General features: G+C 71.0%; 13 protein-coding genes. 7 read left to right on the plus strand and 6 right to left on the minus strand.

Annotated features, from left to right (window positions below):
• The first annotated feature begins 80 nt into the window (after positions 1-80).
• The 4 genes from ACZ6ZP_RS01720 to ACZ6ZP_RS01735 all read left to right on the plus strand — a co-directional run bounded on the left by ACZ6ZP_RS01720 (position 81) and on the right by ACZ6ZP_RS01735 (position 4,658).
• Positions 81-1,409 carry a DUF2252 domain-containing protein gene (locus ACZ6ZP_RS01720; protein WP_351162353.1) on the plus strand — a complete coding sequence of 443 codons (1,329 nt, stop codon included), beginning with the start codon at positions 81-83 and terminating at the stop codon, positions 1,407-1,409.
• Positions 1,410-1,488: 79 nt separating this feature from the next.
• A complete protein-coding gene (locus ACZ6ZP_RS01725; RefSeq protein ID WP_351162355.1) occupies positions 1,489-2,175 on the plus strand; it encodes a hypothetical protein in 687 nt (228 codons plus the stop codon).
• Positions 2,176-2,219: 44 nt separating this feature from the next.
• Entirely contained in the window at positions 2,220-3,038 is an 819-nt protein-coding gene (locus tag ACZ6ZP_RS01730; protein ID WP_469405191.1) for a thioredoxin domain-containing protein, read from the plus strand.
• Between the two features lie 111 nt (positions 3,039-3,149).
• Positions 3,150-4,658: a serine/threonine-protein kinase gene (locus ACZ6ZP_RS01735; protein WP_469405193.1), complete on the plus strand. Its 1,509-nt coding sequence runs from the start codon at positions 3,150-3,152 to the stop codon at positions 4,656-4,658.
• A 58-nt stretch (positions 4,659-4,716) separates the two neighbouring features.
• Here the strand turns inward: ACZ6ZP_RS01735 and ACZ6ZP_RS01740 are convergent, their stop codons facing one another.
• Positions 4,717-5,286 (minus strand): dienelactone hydrolase family protein, encoded by a 570-nt coding sequence (locus ACZ6ZP_RS01740; RefSeq protein WP_351162361.1) that lies wholly within the window; start codon positions 5,284-5,286, stop codon positions 4,717-4,719.
• Positions 5,287-5,316: 30 nt separating this feature from the next.
• On the opposite strand from ACZ6ZP_RS01740, the gene ACZ6ZP_RS01745 reads away from it, so the two are divergent.
• Positions 5,317-6,408, plus strand: coding sequence for a mechanosensitive ion channel family protein (locus ACZ6ZP_RS01745; protein WP_351162363.1), 1,092 nt, complete (start codon positions 5,317-5,319; stop codon positions 6,406-6,408).
• A 27-nt stretch (positions 6,409-6,435) separates the two neighbouring features.
• On the opposite strand, the gene ACZ6ZP_RS01750 is transcribed toward ACZ6ZP_RS01745, so the two are convergent.
• The 5 genes from ACZ6ZP_RS01750 to ACZ6ZP_RS01770 all read right to left on the minus strand — a co-directional run bounded on the left by ACZ6ZP_RS01750 (position 6,436) and on the right by ACZ6ZP_RS01770 (position 11,338).
• Positions 6,436-8,025, minus strand: a complete 1,590-nt coding sequence (locus ACZ6ZP_RS01750) for a Na+/H+ antiporter (protein ID WP_351162365.1) — start codon at positions 8,023-8,025, stop codon at positions 6,436-6,438.
• 91 nt (positions 8,026-8,116) lie between these two features.
• The gene (locus tag ACZ6ZP_RS01755; RefSeq protein WP_351162367.1) at positions 8,117-8,587 is read right to left on the minus strand and encodes a GNAT family N-acetyltransferase; all 471 of its coding nucleotides are present in this window, start codon (positions 8,585-8,587) and stop codon (positions 8,117-8,119) included.
• A complete protein-coding gene (locus ACZ6ZP_RS01760; protein ID WP_351162369.1) occupies positions 8,584-9,525 on the minus strand; it encodes an RluA family pseudouridine synthase in 942 nt (313 codons plus the stop codon). Before ACZ6ZP_RS01760 ends, ACZ6ZP_RS01755 begins: the two co-directional genes overlap by 4 nt.
• Before the next feature lie 94 nt (positions 9,526-9,619).
• A complete protein-coding gene (gene lspA, locus ACZ6ZP_RS01765; RefSeq protein WP_361463744.1) occupies positions 9,620-10,324 on the minus strand; it encodes a signal peptidase II in 705 nt (234 codons plus the stop codon).
• Between the two features lie 78 nt (positions 10,325-10,402).
• Positions 10,403-11,338, minus strand: coding sequence for a TraR/DksA family transcriptional regulator (locus tag ACZ6ZP_RS01770; protein ID WP_469405195.1), 936 nt, complete (start codon positions 11,336-11,338; stop codon positions 10,403-10,405).
• A 305-nt stretch (positions 11,339-11,643) separates the two neighbouring features.
• On the opposite strand from ACZ6ZP_RS01770, the gene ACZ6ZP_RS01775 reads away from it, so the two are divergent.
• Positions 11,644-11,835, plus strand: a complete 192-nt coding sequence (locus ACZ6ZP_RS01775; RefSeq protein ID WP_160504522.1) for a DUF1059 domain-containing protein — start codon at positions 11,644-11,646, stop codon at positions 11,833-11,835.
• Positions 11,836-12,226: 391 nt separating this feature from the next.
• Positions 12,227-15,367, plus strand: coding sequence for an isoleucine--tRNA ligase (gene ileS, locus ACZ6ZP_RS01780; RefSeq protein WP_361463823.1), 3,141 nt, complete (start codon positions 12,227-12,229; stop codon positions 15,365-15,367).
• The last annotated feature ends 83 nt before the right edge of the window (positions 15,368-15,450 follow it).

Consider the following 15,450-nt stretch of genomic DNA (forward strand, 5'->3'; position numbering starts at 1 on the left):
CGTGCGTTGGACAGGTCGGAACACCTGTCCCAAATGTCATGCACGACCTGGCACCACCCGTTATCTGGAGGCACCCCGCGATGTCGGACCCGCAGCCCACCGCTGAGCAGCGCGGCGAGCAGATCCTCTCCGTCTTCGACACCGCGTTCGGCGAGCTGCTCGCCGCGGACCCCGCCGCGTTCCGGGTGAAGTTCCGGAAGATGGCCGCCTCCGCCTTCGCGTTCTACCGCGGCACGGCCTGCCTCTTCTACGGGGACCTGGAGCGCGAGCAGCACGGCGGTCCGTACCTGGACGAGCGCACGGGACGGGTGTGGATCCACGGCGACCTGCACGCGGAGAACTTCGGCACGTACATGGACGCCCAGGGCCGCCTGATCTTCAACGTGAACGACTTCGACGAGGCGTACGTCGGTCCCTTCACCTGGGACCTGAAGCGCTTCGCCGCCTCCGTGGCCCTGATCGGGTACACGAAGGCGCTCAGCGACGAGCAGATCACCGACCTGGTACGGATCTACGCGGCGGCCTACCGCGAGCGCATCCACGACCTGGCGGCCGGCGCCAAGAGCGACGAGGTGCCGCCCTTCACGCTTGACACCGCCCAGGGCCCGCTCCTGGACGCACTGCGCGACGCGCGCTCGCTGACCCGCTTCGGGCTCCTGGAGTCCATGACGGAGATCCGCGACTTCGAGCGCCGCTTCGCCCCGGGCGGCGGCTCCATCGAGCTCGACGCGGCCACGCGCTACAAGGTGCTCGCGGCCTTCGACGGCTATCTGGAGACGCTGCCCGAGTCCTCGCTCACCCGGCCCGACTCCTACCGGGTGAAGGACGTCGTCGGACGCCGCGGCATCGGCATCGGCTCCGCGGGGCTGCCTTCGTACAACATCCTTCTCGAGGGCAACAGCGACGCGCTGGAGAACGACGTCGTGATCTACCTCAAGCAGGCCCAGACCCCGGCCGTCTCGCGGCACATCACCGACGGCGCGGTCCGCGACTACTTCCAGCACGAGGGCCACCGCACGGTGATCTCGCAGCGCGCGCTCCAGGCGCACGCCGACCCGTGGCTGGGCTGGACCGAGCTGGACGGCGCGGGCCAGCTGGTCGCCGAGGTCTCTCCGTACGCGGTGGACCTGGACTGGTCGGACATCGACGACTGGGACGAGATCGCCGCGGTCATCGCCGACCTGGGCCGCGCGACCGCCACGATGCACTCAGCAGCGGACGACGAGAGCGGCCACTCGGACCTGGTGCCCTTCTCCACGGAGCGCGCGATCGACGCCGCGATCGCGGCGGACGAAGAGGGCTTCGCGGGCCTCCTGGTGGACTTCGCGCACGAGTACGGCGCACGGGCCCGCAGGGACCACCAGATCTTCGTCGACCTGTTCCGCAACGGTCGGATTCCGGGTCTGTAGGCACGAAGAGGGCGCCGCGTAACTCATAGCCACCCTTTAGGGCTGCCTTATGGGAGCACATGGCACACTCGGCTGCGCGATGGACATATCCGGGACCCAGCTCAGAGCCGTGCGCGCGGCGCTCTTCACGACGCTCGTCGTGACGCTCTCCGCCGCGTCGCACGTCCTGCTGTCCCGCGTTCCGCTTCCGCTGACGACCGTCGCCGTGATCGCCGCGGCGGTCTTCGTCATCGCGTACGCGCTGGCGGGGCGCGAGCGCGGCTTCGGCCGCATCGCCGCCCTGCTGATCCCGCTGGAACTGGCCGCCGACACGGTGTTCACCACGGGGCAGCACGTCTGTTACGGCCAGGCGGGCGGCCCCGTCGCGGGCCCGCTGCGCTCCGTCGGCTTCGACGTGCTGTGCGGCGGTACGAGCGTCGGCACCCCGCTGGCGCAGATGACCGGCGGCGACGGACACCGTGCCGCCGTGCTGCTCGCCGACGCCGATCCGGGCGCCGCCTGGCTGCTGCTCGGCGCGCACATCGGGATCGGCCTGCTCGCGGCGGCCTGGCTGCGGCGCGGCGAGCGCGCCCTGGCCCAGGTGCTTCACGCGATGGCCGCGGCCACCTTCCGGCCGCTGCTGATCGCGGTCGCCGCGGTCGGCGTCCGCCTTCGTCCCGTACGCCGCCTGCCGCGCCCCGTCCGCCGGGTGCGGACCGCGCGTACGCGGCTTCTGGTGCACTGCGTGGGACGGCGTGGACCGCCGTGCTCGGCCGTCTTCGCCTGAGCACCACCGTCCCCACGCATGTCACCCCTACGGAGAACATCACCATGAGCAAGCGCAACAGCCAGGCCGCCAAGTCCGCGGCCCGCGAGCGGATCCGCGCCCAGCAGGAAGCCGAGCGCAAGCGGCAGAAGCGGAAGCGGTCGATGATCGTCGGCGTCTCGGTCGTCGCGGTCCTCGCGATCGCGGGCGGCATCGGCTACGCCGTCATGCAGGCCAACAAGCCCGACCACTGGGAAGCCGCCAAGGACGAGAAGCTCGTCAAGCCGGCGAACTCCTCGGGCACGGACGGCACGACCGTCGTCATCGGCAAGGAAAGCGCCAAGAAGACCCTCAAGGTCTACGAGGACCCGCGCTGCCCGATCTGCGCGAGCTTCGAGCAGACGGTCGGCCCGACGGTCGAGAAGGACGTCGAGGACGGCAAGTACAAGATCCAGTTCATCGGCGCCTCGTTCCTCGACCGCAACCTCACGGGTGAGGGCTCCAAGAACGCGCTCAGCGCGCTCGGTGCCGCCCTGAACGTCAGCGACCAGGCCTTCGTCGACTACAAGAAGGCGCTGTTCTCCAAGGAGAACCACCCCTCCGAGACGGAGGACAAGTTCAAGGACGACGCGTACCTGACCAAGATCGCGAACGAGGTCCCGGAGCTCAAGAAGAGCAAGACCTTCGCGAAGGACGTCAAGAACGGCACGTACGACCGCTGGGCCCTGGAGATGTCGAAGAAGTTCGACGACAACAAGGACGACGTCGACGGCACGCCCTCCTTCGTCATGGACGGCAAGAAGCTGACCGGCGCCGACAAGAAGAACGCCCCCTCGACGGTCGAGGAGTACAAGACGGCCATCGACGCGGCGCTCAAGGGCTGACCGGCCGGAAAGGCTGCCCCGCGGCGGCGGCGCCCCGAGGGCCGGGCGCGCCTCGCCCCCGGGGCGCCGACCCGGGTCACGCGTGCCGTCGGCGCCCCTTACCCTTGCGGCATGAGTGGCCAGGGGGACGTGGTGGACGGGCGCTTCGAGCTGCTGGAGCGGCTCGGCAGCGGCGGTATGGGCACGGTGTGGCGAGCGCGCGACACCGTGCTGCACCGCGAGGTGGCCATCAAGGAGGTGCGGCCCACCGAGCGGGAGCTGACGGTCGAGGAGTCGCGCGTCCTGCGGGAGCGCGTGCTGCGCGAGGCCAGGGCCCTTGCCCGGCTCAACCACCCGCATGTGGTGACGATCCATCACATCGTGGACACGGGCCCGCACCCCTGGCTGGTGATGGAGCTGCTGCCGGGCCGCACCCTCCAGGACCTCCTGGAACAGGGCACGTTGCCCCCGCACGAGGCGGCGCGCATCGGCCGCGAGCTGCTCTCGGCGCTGCGCGTCGCCCACGCGGCGGGCATCCTGCACCGGGACGTGAAGCCCGCCAACGTCCTGCTGCGGGGCGAGGTCCCCGGCGGCGCGGGTCCCTCCGTGGTCCTCACGGACTTCGGCATCGCCTCGCTGCACGGCTCCACGCAGCTCACCGCGACCGGCGACCTGATCGGCTCGCCGGAGTACATGGCGCCCGAGCGCATCCGCGGCACGGACCAGGGCCCGGCGGCCGACCTCTGGTCGCTCGGCCTCGTCCTCTACCTCGCCGTGGAGGGCGTCAGCCCGCTGCGCCGCGCCACGACCCTGGCCACGCTCGCCGCCGTGCTCGACGACCCCGTGCCGCCGCCGGTGCGCTCCGGGCCGCTCGCCCCGGTCCTGAGCGCCCTTCTGGTGCGGGATCCTGCGCTGCGCCCGGACGCGGCGCGGCTGGACGCGATGCTCGCCGCGGTGGCGAACGGCATCGCCTGGCAGCCGACGGAGACCGCGGAGCGCCCTCCCGTCACGGTGGGGCCGCTGCCCGCCGTGCCCCGCAGGCGTACGCCGGTGATCGCCGCGGTGGTCGCCGTGGCGCTCGCCCTGGCGGGCGGTGCCGCGCTGGTGCTCGCGCTGAGCGGCGGGGACGAGACGGGCGGCAAGGAGGGCAAGGGCGGCGGGAGTTCCTCCGCCTCGGCTTCCGCGTCGGCCTCCACGGCTGCCTCCTCCTCGGCGTCACCGAGGCCCACGAAACCGTCCAAGAGCCCCGAGCGGAGCGAGAGCCCCGACCCGAGCACGTCACCGCCGTCCTCGCCGGGCGCACCGCCCGCTTCGGGCAGCTGGATCGCCCAGCTCTTCTCCGAGCCCGTCGGCACGGGCGCGGACGCCCGCGACCGCCGGCTCGCGGCGGTGCGCAAGGACGTGCCGGAGGCGGAGTACCTGCGCAGCGACGACTACGCGTCGCTGCGGCCGGGCTTCTGGGTGATCTACGCTCCCGGGCCGTTCGCGGACGGCAGGGCCGCCCTGCGGTTCTGCGACGAGCGCGGCAGGTCCGCGGGCAACGAATGCGTCGGGCGGTACGTCAGCTCCAGCGGCGGCGACTACGACCTGCAGTGCAAGCCGCCCGCGAGCGCCCCGGTCGGCCGCTGCACGCGCGCGTGAACCGCGGCGGGAGCGTGCGGGGCGTGCGCGACCGAGGGCGCCGGCTCCGGCTCCGGCGCTAGAGCGTCTCCAGGAAGCCGATCGCCGTGCGCCACGTCGACTCCGCCGCCTCGGCGTCGTAGTCGTCCAGGTCGGGGTCGGTGTAGAGGTGACCGGCGCCCGCGTAGCGGTAGACCTCGACGTCGGCTCCGGCCCGGCCCATCTGGAGGTACCACGCGCTCAGCCAGTCGTCCGTCTCGAACTGGTCCGGCTCGGCGACGTGCAGCTGCACCGGCAGCTCGTCCACCGTCGTGTTCTCCGCGATGTCGGACGTGCCGTGCAGGAGCAGCAGCCCGCGGGCCTTGTCGTCGCCCAGGGCGAGGGTCTGCGCGGTGGCCGCGCCGAGCGAGAATCCGGCGTAGACCAGGCCCCGCTCGGAGTAGGGCGCCGCGGCCAGGATCGCCCGCTTCAGGAGCTCGTCCTTGCCGAGCTCGTCCTTGAAGGCCATGCCTTCCTCGACGGTGTCGAAGGTACGTCCGTCGAACAGATCCGGCGTCCACACCTCGTGCCCTGCGGCGCGCAGCCGGTCGGCCGCCGCGTGCACCGCGGGCCGCAGCCCGTACGTCGAGTGGAAAAGCATGATGTTCATGAGGCCATCGTGCCACCTACCCTCGGGGGCATGGAGAACGTACTGCGTCCGTTGATCGTGGTCGGCGGCTCGGTCGTGCTCACGCTGGCCGTGGTTTGGCTGGCCGATGTGCTGCTGCGCCGGACCGATGACCGCCACCCCGACAACCCACTGTGGGGTCTGCTGCGCCGCTGCCGACTGCCGCTCCAACTTGCCCTCTGCGCCGCCCTGCTGCGCGGCTCATTCGAACAGGCGAAGATCGCCGAGGACCATTCGGCGGGCCTCGCCCAGACACTGACCCTGGTGCTCATCGGGTCGGTGGCCTGGCTCCTCGTCCGCATCGCGACCGCCATCGTCGAGGCCTCCTACGCGCGCTACGCGGGCGCCCACCGCGATCCGGCCCGTGTTCGCCGTGTGCGTACGCAGGTCACCCTCATCCAGCGGGTGGTCACCGCGATCGTCGGTGTCGTGGCCGTCGGCGCGATGCTGCTGACCTTCCCCGCCATGCAGGCCGCCGGGACATCGCTGCTCGCCTCCGCGGGCGTCCTGGGCATCGTCGCGGGCGTCGCGGCCCAGTCCACGCTCGCCAACCTCTTCGCGGGGCTGCAGATCGCCTTCGGCGACATGGTGCGGATCGGCGACACGGTCGTCGTGGACGGCGAGTGGGGCACGATCGACGAGATCACCCTGACCTTCCTGGCCGTACGGACCTGGGACGAGCGCCGGATCACGATGCCGGTGTCGTACTTCGTGTCGAAGCCCTTCGAGAACTGGTCGCGCGGCGGCTCCCAGATGACCGGCACGGTCTTCTTCCAGCTGGACCACACGGCGCCGATCACCGAGATGCGCGAGAAGCTCCAGGACATCCTGCGCGAGTGCGCCGCCTGGGACGGCAGGGACTGGGGCCTGGCGGTCACGGACACCACGCCGAACACGATCCAGGTCCGTGCCCTGGTCACCGCCAAGGACGCGGACGACATCTGGACGGTGCGCGTCACGGTGCGCGAGCACCTGGTCCGCTGGCTGGCCGAGCACCACGCGTACGCGCTGCCGCGGGTCAACACGGCCTGGGCCGAACCGCCGCCGGACGGCGACCACCCGCATCCGCCCCCGCCGATCGTGCCGCGCACGGGCCGGGGCTGAGCCGTATCCGAAGGCCCGCCCCCCGGGTCAGGACCGCAGGCTGCGTACGTCGAGGTGGTGCAGGACCCGGTCGACGATCTCGGGGTCGGCGCCGGGTTCGCTGCGGGCGGCGAGGATCTCGTGGCGGGCGGCCGACATCATGTCGCGCTGGATGCGCTGGACCGCCTTGAGGCGGTCGGCGCGCTTGGAGTACCGCTCGCGCCGTTCGTCGTCGACGATGTCGGGGCTGATCCTGGCCCCGATGTCGAACGCCCCGCGCAGCAGCCGCTCCGAGAGGTCCTCCGGCAGCTCCTCGACCTCTTCGATCTCCTTGAGGCGGCGCTTGGCCGCCTTGGCCGCCCGGATGGCGAGCTCCCGCTCGATGGCCCGCTCGGCGTCGGTGTCCGCGCGCACCCCGAGCTTCCGTACCAGCCAGGGCAGGGTGAGCCCCTGGACGACGAGGGTCGCCATGATGACGCAGAAGGCGATGAAGATGATCTCGTCCCGGGCCGGGAAGGGATCTCCGTTCTCCGTCTTGAGCGGAATGGCGAGGGCGAGGGCGACCGACGCCACGCCACGCATCCCGGACCACCACATGACGACGGTCTCGCGCCAGGTCGTCGGGATCTCCTCGTCGACGTCCCGCAGCTTGTGCAGCCGCTTGGCCAGCCAGGTCGCGGGCAGCAGCCACAGCAGCCGTACGCCGACGACGACCGCGACGACCACCGCGCCCCAGCCGAGCATCTGCGCCTCCCGGCCGCTCGCCGTGCCGAAGACGTTGTGCAGCTCGAGCCCGATGAGTCCGAAGGCGACGCCGGTGACCAGGGTGTCGACGATTCTCCAGAACGTCTGCCCGGTGATCCGGCCGAGCACGTCGTCCGCGTCGGCGGCGTGCTCCGCGAGGTAGAGCGCGGTGGTCAGTACGGCGAGCACTCCGGAGCCCATCAGCTCCTCGGCCAGGACGTAGCTCACGAAGGGCACGAGCAGCGTCAGGCCGGTCTGCAGGGTGGCATCGCCGAGCAGCCCCATGAGCTTGTTGGTGAGCCAGCCGAGCGCGATGCCCATGGCGACGGCGACCACCGCGGAGAGCACCAGCTGCCCCACCGCCGACGGCCACGAGAACGTTCCGCTCACCGCCGCCGCGATCGCCACGTGGTAGAGCACGATCGCCGTGACGTCGTTGAAGAGCCCCTCGCCCTCCAGGATCGACACGAGCCGCCGCGGCAGCCCGAGCGACCCGGCGACGGCGGTCGCGGCCACCGGGTCGGGCGGCGCCACGAGCGCGCCGAGCGCCACGGCGGCGGCGATCGGCAGTCCGGGGACGACCGAGCCCGCGATCGCGGCGACGGCCGCTGTCGTCACGAAGACGAGCGCGACCGCGAGCAGGAAGATGGGGCGTCTGTTCGCGGCGAACTGCCGCCAGGAGGTGCGCTGGACGGCCGCGTACAGCAAGGGCGGAAGGACCAGCGGAAGGATGTAGTCGGGCGGGATCTCGACGTTCGGGACCCAGGGGGCGAAGGCGAGAACGATCCCGGCCAGCGTCATGAGGACGGGCGCGGGCAGCCCGAGCCGGTCCCCCAGCGGCACCGTCACCACGGCCCCGAGCAACAGAACGAGCAGCAGCGCCAGTTGGTCCACGGTGCGCCCTCCGGCGTTTCGAGACAGGTCAGGACTCGGACGATCAAGACCTCAACCCTGCCACGCGCTCCCCGCGAACCGGGCGAATGCCCTAGGTCAGCGTCTTTTGCATCGCCCGGTGCGGGATGCCCGCGTCGGGGAATTCGGGGCCGTAGACCTCGTACCCCAGGCGTTCGTAGAACCCCAGTGCGTGCGTCTGGGCGTGCAGGTCGACCGCGGTGAGGCCACGCGCGCGTGCCGCGTCCTCGATCGCCCGCACCAGGGCGGCGCCGACGCCGAGTCCGCGCGCGGCCCGCGTCACCGCGAGCCGGCCGAGCGCGCCCACGTCGGGGTCTCCGCCGTTCTTGGCCGCGGCCGCCGCGCCGGAGAGGAGGCGTCCGGTGCCCAGCGGCGTCCCGTCGTCGCGGACCGCCAGGACGTGCACCGCCCCGGCGTCGTACGCGTCGTACTCAAGATCCTCGGGGACCTGCTGCTCGACGACGAAGACTTCCTTGCGGACGGCGAAGCAGGCCTCCAGGTCGTCGGTCTCGACCGCGACCCGGCAGGTGACCCCGGCGCTCATGAGCTCTCGGCCCGCACCCGGTCGAGTGCCAGCTGGAGGTCGTCCGGGTAGGTGCTCTCGAACTCGACCCACTGCCCGTCACCGGGGTGCTCGAAGCCGAGCCGCACCGCGTGCAGCCACTGGCGCGTGAGGCCGAGCCGCTTGGCGAGGGTCGGGTCCGCGCCGTACGTCAGGTCGCCCACGCACGGGTGCCGGTGGGCCGCCATGTGCACGCGGATCTGGTGCGTGCGGCCCGTCTCCAGCTTGATGTCGAGCAGCGAGGCGGCCCGGAACGCCTCGATGAGGTCGTAGTGCGTGACGGAGGGCTTGCCCTCGGCGGTGACCGCCCACTTGTAGTCGTGGTGCGGGTGGCGGCCGATGGGGGCGTCGATCGTGCCGCTCATCGGGTCGGGGTGGCCCTGCACCAGCGCGTTGTAGCGCTTGTCGACCGTGCGCTCCTTGAACTGGCGCTTCAGGGAGGTGTACGCGCGCTCCGACTTGGCGACCGCCATCAGACCGGAGGTGCCCACGTCGAGGCGGTGCACGATGCCCTGGCGCTCGGCGGCGCCGGAGGTCGAGATGCGGTACCCGGCGGCCGCGAGGCCGCCGATCACCGTGGTGCCGGTCCAGCCGGGGCTCGGGTGCGCGGCCACGCCGACCGGCTTGACGATCACGAGGATGTCGTCGTCGTCATGGATGATCTCCATGCCCTCGACGGGCTCGGCCACGATCTGCACCGGAGCGGGCGCCTGCGGCATCTCCACCTCCAGCCAGGCGCCGCCGTGCACACGCTCGGACTTGCCGACCACGCTGCCGTCGACCATCACCTTGCCTGCCGCCGCCAGCTCGGCGGCCTTCGTGCGGGAAAAACCGAACATGCGAGAGATGGCGGCGTCTACGCGCTCGCCCTCCAGGCCGTCCGGCACGGGCAGGGTACGGATCTCGGGAATCGTGCTCACCCATTGAGTATGCAGGAGGCCACTGACACTCCCGCACCACGAGGCTCCGCCATGAGCCCGGTCCGTGATCGGTCCTTGCTCGTTCCCGTGCGGCTCAGTCCTTGTGGACGGTCCCGTCCGGGTCCAGGCCGCGGAAGGACAGGATCACGATCAGGAAGCCGCCGCACACGATCGCCGAGTCCGCGAGGTTGAACACCGCGAAGCCCTTCGGCGCGATGAAGTCGACCACCGCGCCCTCGAACACTCCGGGGGCCCGGAAGATCCGGTCGGTGAGGTTGCCCAGGGCGCCGCCGAGCAGCATGCCGAGGGCGATCGCCCAGGGCATGCTGTAGAGCTTGCGCGCCAGGCGGGCGATCACCACGATCACGGCCGCCGCGATGCAGGTGAAGATCACGGTGAAGGCCTCGCCGATCCCGAAGGCGGCGCCCGCGTTGCGGATGGCGTTGAACTGGAGCCAGTCGCCGATGATCTCGATCGGCTCGTGGTGCTCGAGCTTCGCGACGACGATCATCTTGCTGACGAGGTCCAGGGCGTACGCGAGCACGGCCACCACGAACAGGACGAGGATCTTGCGCTTGCCCTTGGACGGCTGCTCGTCGGGCGAGGCCTGCTCGTCCGGCGAAGCCGTCTCGCCGGACGAAGCCGTCCTCTCGGACAAGGCCTGCTCGTCCTTGGAGGCCCGCTCGCCCTGCTCGTCCTGCCCCGCCGCCGCGCCGGAGCCCGAGGCGGACTGCTCCGGCTCGGCCCCAGCCGCCTCAGGGGTATCCGGCGTACCGATGATGCGCTCCGCCTCTGCCACGTGAGTCCCTCAACCTAGGTACCTGACTGGGGACGAGAGTACGGCACACACGTACGGCACCAGGTGGTCAGGCCGCGTTCAGTAGCGCCGTTCCTGCTTCTGCTTGCAGTCCATGCACAGGGTCGCGCGAGGGAAGGCCTGCATCCGGGCCTTGCCGATGGGATTGCCGCAGTTCTCGCAGATGCCGTACGTACCGGCGTCCAGCCGCTCCAGGGCGCGCTCGGTCTGGACGAGCATCTCGCGCGCGTTGGCGGCCAGCGACATCTCGTGTTCCCGCGTGATGTTCTTGGTGCCGGTGTCGGCGTCGTCGTCGCCCGCGCCGTCCCCGGAGTCCCGCATCAGCCCCGCCAGGGCGTCCTCGGAGGAGGAGATCTCACTGCCGAGCCGCAGTGCCTCGCTCTGGAGCTCCGCGCGGGCCTCCTCGACCTCCTCCGGGGTCCAGGGGTCCTCGCCCGGCCTGACCGCGAGCTCACCGGGCTCCGCGGCGGCGACACGCGCCTTGGGCACCGCCGTCGGCTTCTTCGCTGCCGTCGCCGTGCCCGGAGTCTTCTTCGTGACCACTGTCGTGGCTCCCGTCGTCTCCGCGGCCTGAGCCGCACCATCGGCCGCACTCGCGGCCGTCTTCTTGGCTGTGCTCTTCTTGGCCGTGCTCTTCTTGGCAGCTGTTTTCTTCGCCGGCGGGGCCTTCTTCGCGGCGGGCGCCTTCTTCGCCGCGGCGGACTCCTTGACGGGGCCTTCCCCGGCCGGTGTCTTCTTGCCGGCATCGGCGACCTTGACGACCGCCTTCTTGGCGACGGCCTTCTTGACTGCCGCCTTCTTGGCCACGGCCTTCTTGGCCGCCGCCTTCTTCGTGGTCTTCTTGGCCGCGGACTTCTCGCCCGCGGCCTTCTCGTCCGTCGGCTTCACGCCCTCGTGCGCGCCGTGGGAACCGTGCGTCCCGCCTGCTCCCTGTGTGGCCGCGCCCGTGGATCTGCCTGACGCCGAATGCTGTACGGCGGTCTTCTTCGCCACCATGGCCGCGGCCCCTTCACATTTTGTGATCTTGCTCGCGCAATCGTGCTGGGACGATAAATCGACTCAGGGCCCGCGGCAACGGGGCACGCCGCTCCATACGCCCGCCCCACGGGTTCAGCGCGGCAGGCATGCATGCGTTGTGCCCAGCTCCCAGCCGGGTAATCCGGCCGGACGAGGGGTCGGGATCCGCACGCTCCGGATGGCGGCATTCGGGTCAGTCACCGCGGTCCCGTCGGCATCGGCCGCCGGTCCGCCGCAAGGCTGAAACCAAGCATAAAATGGGACATGACACAAGAAGGTGCGCCATGCGCAAAACAGCCGACTGCCGAGAATTCCCGAGCGAGACCAACTGCACCCTCGCCATCTCCGGCGAGGAGGAGGAAGTGGTCCGCGCCGCCAGCGAGCACGCCGTGTCCGTCCACGGGCACACCGACAGCCCGGAGCTGCGGAAGATGGTCCGCGACTCCCTCCGCGACGAGATCCCCCAGCACGCCTGAGCAGCACGCCCCAGCAGCACGCTGAGGGCGCCCGAATAACCGGTCGGCCGCGTCCGCCCCGGCCCCGTACACTGGGCCCAGCGAGAAGCGTGGATGGGGACGAGTAGCGGCGTACGCGGCCATGAGCGACCCGGGGACGGTGTGAGCCCGGGGGCAGGCACGACGCGAAGATCACCCCGGAGCCGCCGGAAGAACCACCGGCAGCGGGCCCTCCAGCCCGCCACCGGCCAGTAGACCCGGCATCGCGACCCCAATGAGGGGGCTTTCCCGAGCGCCACCCGCGCATCAGGAAGGCCAAGGAGGGTGGTACCGCGGGAGCGCGACAAGCGGCTCTCGTCCCTCCGACGGAACGGAATCGTCCGCCGGAGGAAGCGCGTTGAACACGCAGCCGTTGCACACGCAGCCGCAGTACCGCCAGGTGCCCGCCCAGGTCGACCTGCCCGCCCTTGAGCACGCCGTGCTCGACTTCTGGCGCGAGCAGAAGATCTTCGCCAAGAGCCTGGAGCAGTCCGAGGGGCGCCCCGAGTGGGTGTTCTACGAGGGCCCGCCCACCGCCAACGGCATGCCGGGCGCCCACCACATCGAGGCCCGCGTCTTCAAGGACGTCTTCCCGCGCTTCCGCACCATGCGGGGCTACCACGTCGCCCGCAAGGCCGGCTGGGACTGCCACGGCCTCCCGGTCGAGCTCGCGGTCGAGAAGGAGCTGGGGTTCAACGGCAAGAAGGACATCGAGGCGTACGGCATCGCCGAGTTCAACGCCAAGTGCCGCGAGTCCGTGACCCGGCACACCGACGCCTTCACCGACCTCACGAACCGCATGGGGTACTGGGTCGACCTCGACGACGCGTACCGCACCATGGACCCGGAGTACGTCGACTCCGTCTGGTGGTCCCTGAAGGAGATCTTCAACAAGGACCTCCTGGTCCAGGACCACCGCGTCGCCCCCTGGTGCCCGCGCTGCGGCACCGGCCTCTCCGACCACGAGCTGGCGCAGGGCTACGAGACGGTCGTCGACCCGTCCGTCTTCGTCCGCTTCCCGCTCACCGGCGGCCCGCTCGCGGGCGAGGCGGCCCTCCTGGTGTGGACGACCACTCCGTGGACCCTCGTCTCCAACACCGCGGTCGCCGCGCACCCCGACGTCACGTACGTCGTCGCGACGAACGGCGAAGAGAAGCTCGTGGTCGCCGAGCCGCTCCTCGAGAAGGCGCTCGGCGAGGGCTGGGAGAGCACGGGACAGACCTTCACCGGCGCCGAGATGGAGCGCTGGAACTACCAGCGCCCCTTCGAGCTCGTGGAGTTTCCGGCTCCCGCGCACTATGTGGTCAACGCCGACTACGTGACCACCGAGGACGGCACCGGTCTGGTCCACCAGTCCCCCGCCTTCGGTGAGGACGACCTCAAGGTCTGCCGGTCGTACGGCCTCCCCGTCGTGAACCCGGTGCGCCCCGACGGCACCTTCGAGGAGGACGTCCCGCTCGTGGGCGGTGTCTTCTTCAAGAAGGCCGACGAAAAGCTGACCGAGGATCTCCAGGAGCGCGGTCTGCTCTTCCGTCACATCCCGTACGAGCACAGCTATCCGCACTGCTGGCGCTGCCACACGGCGCTCCTCTACTACGCGCAGCCGTCCTGGTACATCCGCACCACGGCCGTCAAGGACCGCCTCCTCCAGGAGAACGAGAAGACCAACTGGTTCCCGGACTCGGTCAAGCACGGCCGCTTCGGCGACTGGCTGACCAACAACGTCGACTGGGCGCTCTCCCGCAACCGCTACTGGGGCACCCCGCTGCCCATCTGGCGCTGCGAGGAAGGCCACTTGACGTGCGTGGGTTCGCGCGCCGAGCTCTCCGACCTGACGGGCACCGACCAGTCGGAGCTCGACCCGCACCGCCCGTTCATCGACGCGGTGACCTTCCCCTGCCCGACCTGCCAGGAGACAGCGACGCGCGTCCCCGAGGTCATCGACGCCTGGTACGACTCGGGTTCGATGCCGTTCGCGCAGTGGGGCTACCCGCACAAGAACAAGGAGCTCTTCGAGAGCCGCTACCCGGCGCAGTTCATCTCGGAGGCCATCGACCAGACCCGCGGCTGGTTCTACACGCTCATGGCGGTAGGCACCCTGGTCTTCGACAAGTCGAGTTACGAGAACGTCGTGTGCCTCGGCCACATCCTCGCCGAGGACGGCCGCAAGATGTCCAAGCACCTGGGCAACACCCTGGAGCCGATCCAGCTGATGGACCAGCACGGCGCCGACGCGGTGCGCTGGTTCATGGCGGCCGGCGGCTCCCCGTGGGCGGCCCGCCGCGTGGGCCACGGCACGATCCAGGAGGTCGTGCGCAAGACGCTCCTGACGTACTGGAACACGGTCGCCTTCCAGGCGCTGTACGCCCGTACGTCGAAGTGGGCCCCCGGCGACGCCGACCCGGCGCCCGCCGACCGCCCGCTCCTGGACCGCTGGCTGCTCAGCGAGCTGCACGCGCTCACCGACCAGGTCACCCAGGCCCTGGAGGGCTACGACACCCAGCGCGCGGGCAAGCTCCTGTCCACGTTCGTCGACAACCTCTCGAACTGGTACGTACGCCGTTCGCGGCGCCGCTTCTGGCAGGGCGACAAGGCGGCCCTGCGCACCCTGCACGAGGTCCTGGAGACGGTCACGCGCCTGATGGCCCCGCTGACGCCGTTCATCGCGGAGCGCGTCTGGCAGGACCTGGTGGTGCCGGTCACCCCGGACGCCCCGGAGTCGGTCCACCTGACGTCGTGGCCCGAGGCCGACCTGTCGGCGATCGACCCGGACCTGTCGCGCCAGATGGTGCTCGTGCGCCGCCTGGTGGAGCTGGGCCGCGCCACGCGCGCCGAGTCGGGCGTCAAGACCCGCCAGCCGCTCTCCCGCGCCCTGATCGCGGCCACGGGCTTCGAGTCGCTCAACCCGGAGCTGCACGCCCAGATCACCGAGGAGCTCAACGTCTCCTCGCTGGCGTCACTCTCCGAGGTCGGCGGCTCACTGGTCGACACGACCGCGAAGGCCAACTTCCGTGCCCTGGGCAAGCGCTTCGGCAAGGGCGTCCAGGCGGTCGCCAAGGCCGTCGCCGACGCGGACGCGGCAGCGCTGTCCCTGGCCCTGCGCGAGGGCACGGCGTCGGTCGAGGTCGATGGCGAGAAGGTGACGCTGGCCCCGGACGAGGTCATCATCACGGAGACCCCGCGCGAGGGCTGGTCGGTGGCGTCCGACTCCGGTGCCACGGTCGCCCTCGACCTGGAGATCACCGAGGAGCTGCGCCGGGCGGGCCTGGCCCGTGACGCGATCCGCCTGATCCAGGAGGCCCGCAAGAACAGCGGCCTGGACGTCGCGGACCGGATCGCCCTGCGCTGGACCTCCACGGACCCGGCCGTGATCACGGCCCTGTCCGACCACGCCGACCTCATCGCGGACGAGGTGCTCGCCACGGACTTCTCCCAGGGCGAGGCCGACGGCGCGTACGGCGAGACGTTCACGGACGAGTCCCTGTCCCTGACGTTCCGCCTCCGCAAGGCGTAGCCACCGAGAACCGGCGAAGGCCCGGTCCCGCCAGAGATCCTGGCGGGACCGGGCCTTCGGCGTTCCGGGCAGAGCAGGTGGAG

The sequence above is a fragment of the Streptomyces sp. NPDC054047 genome (genome assembly GCF_055585065.1).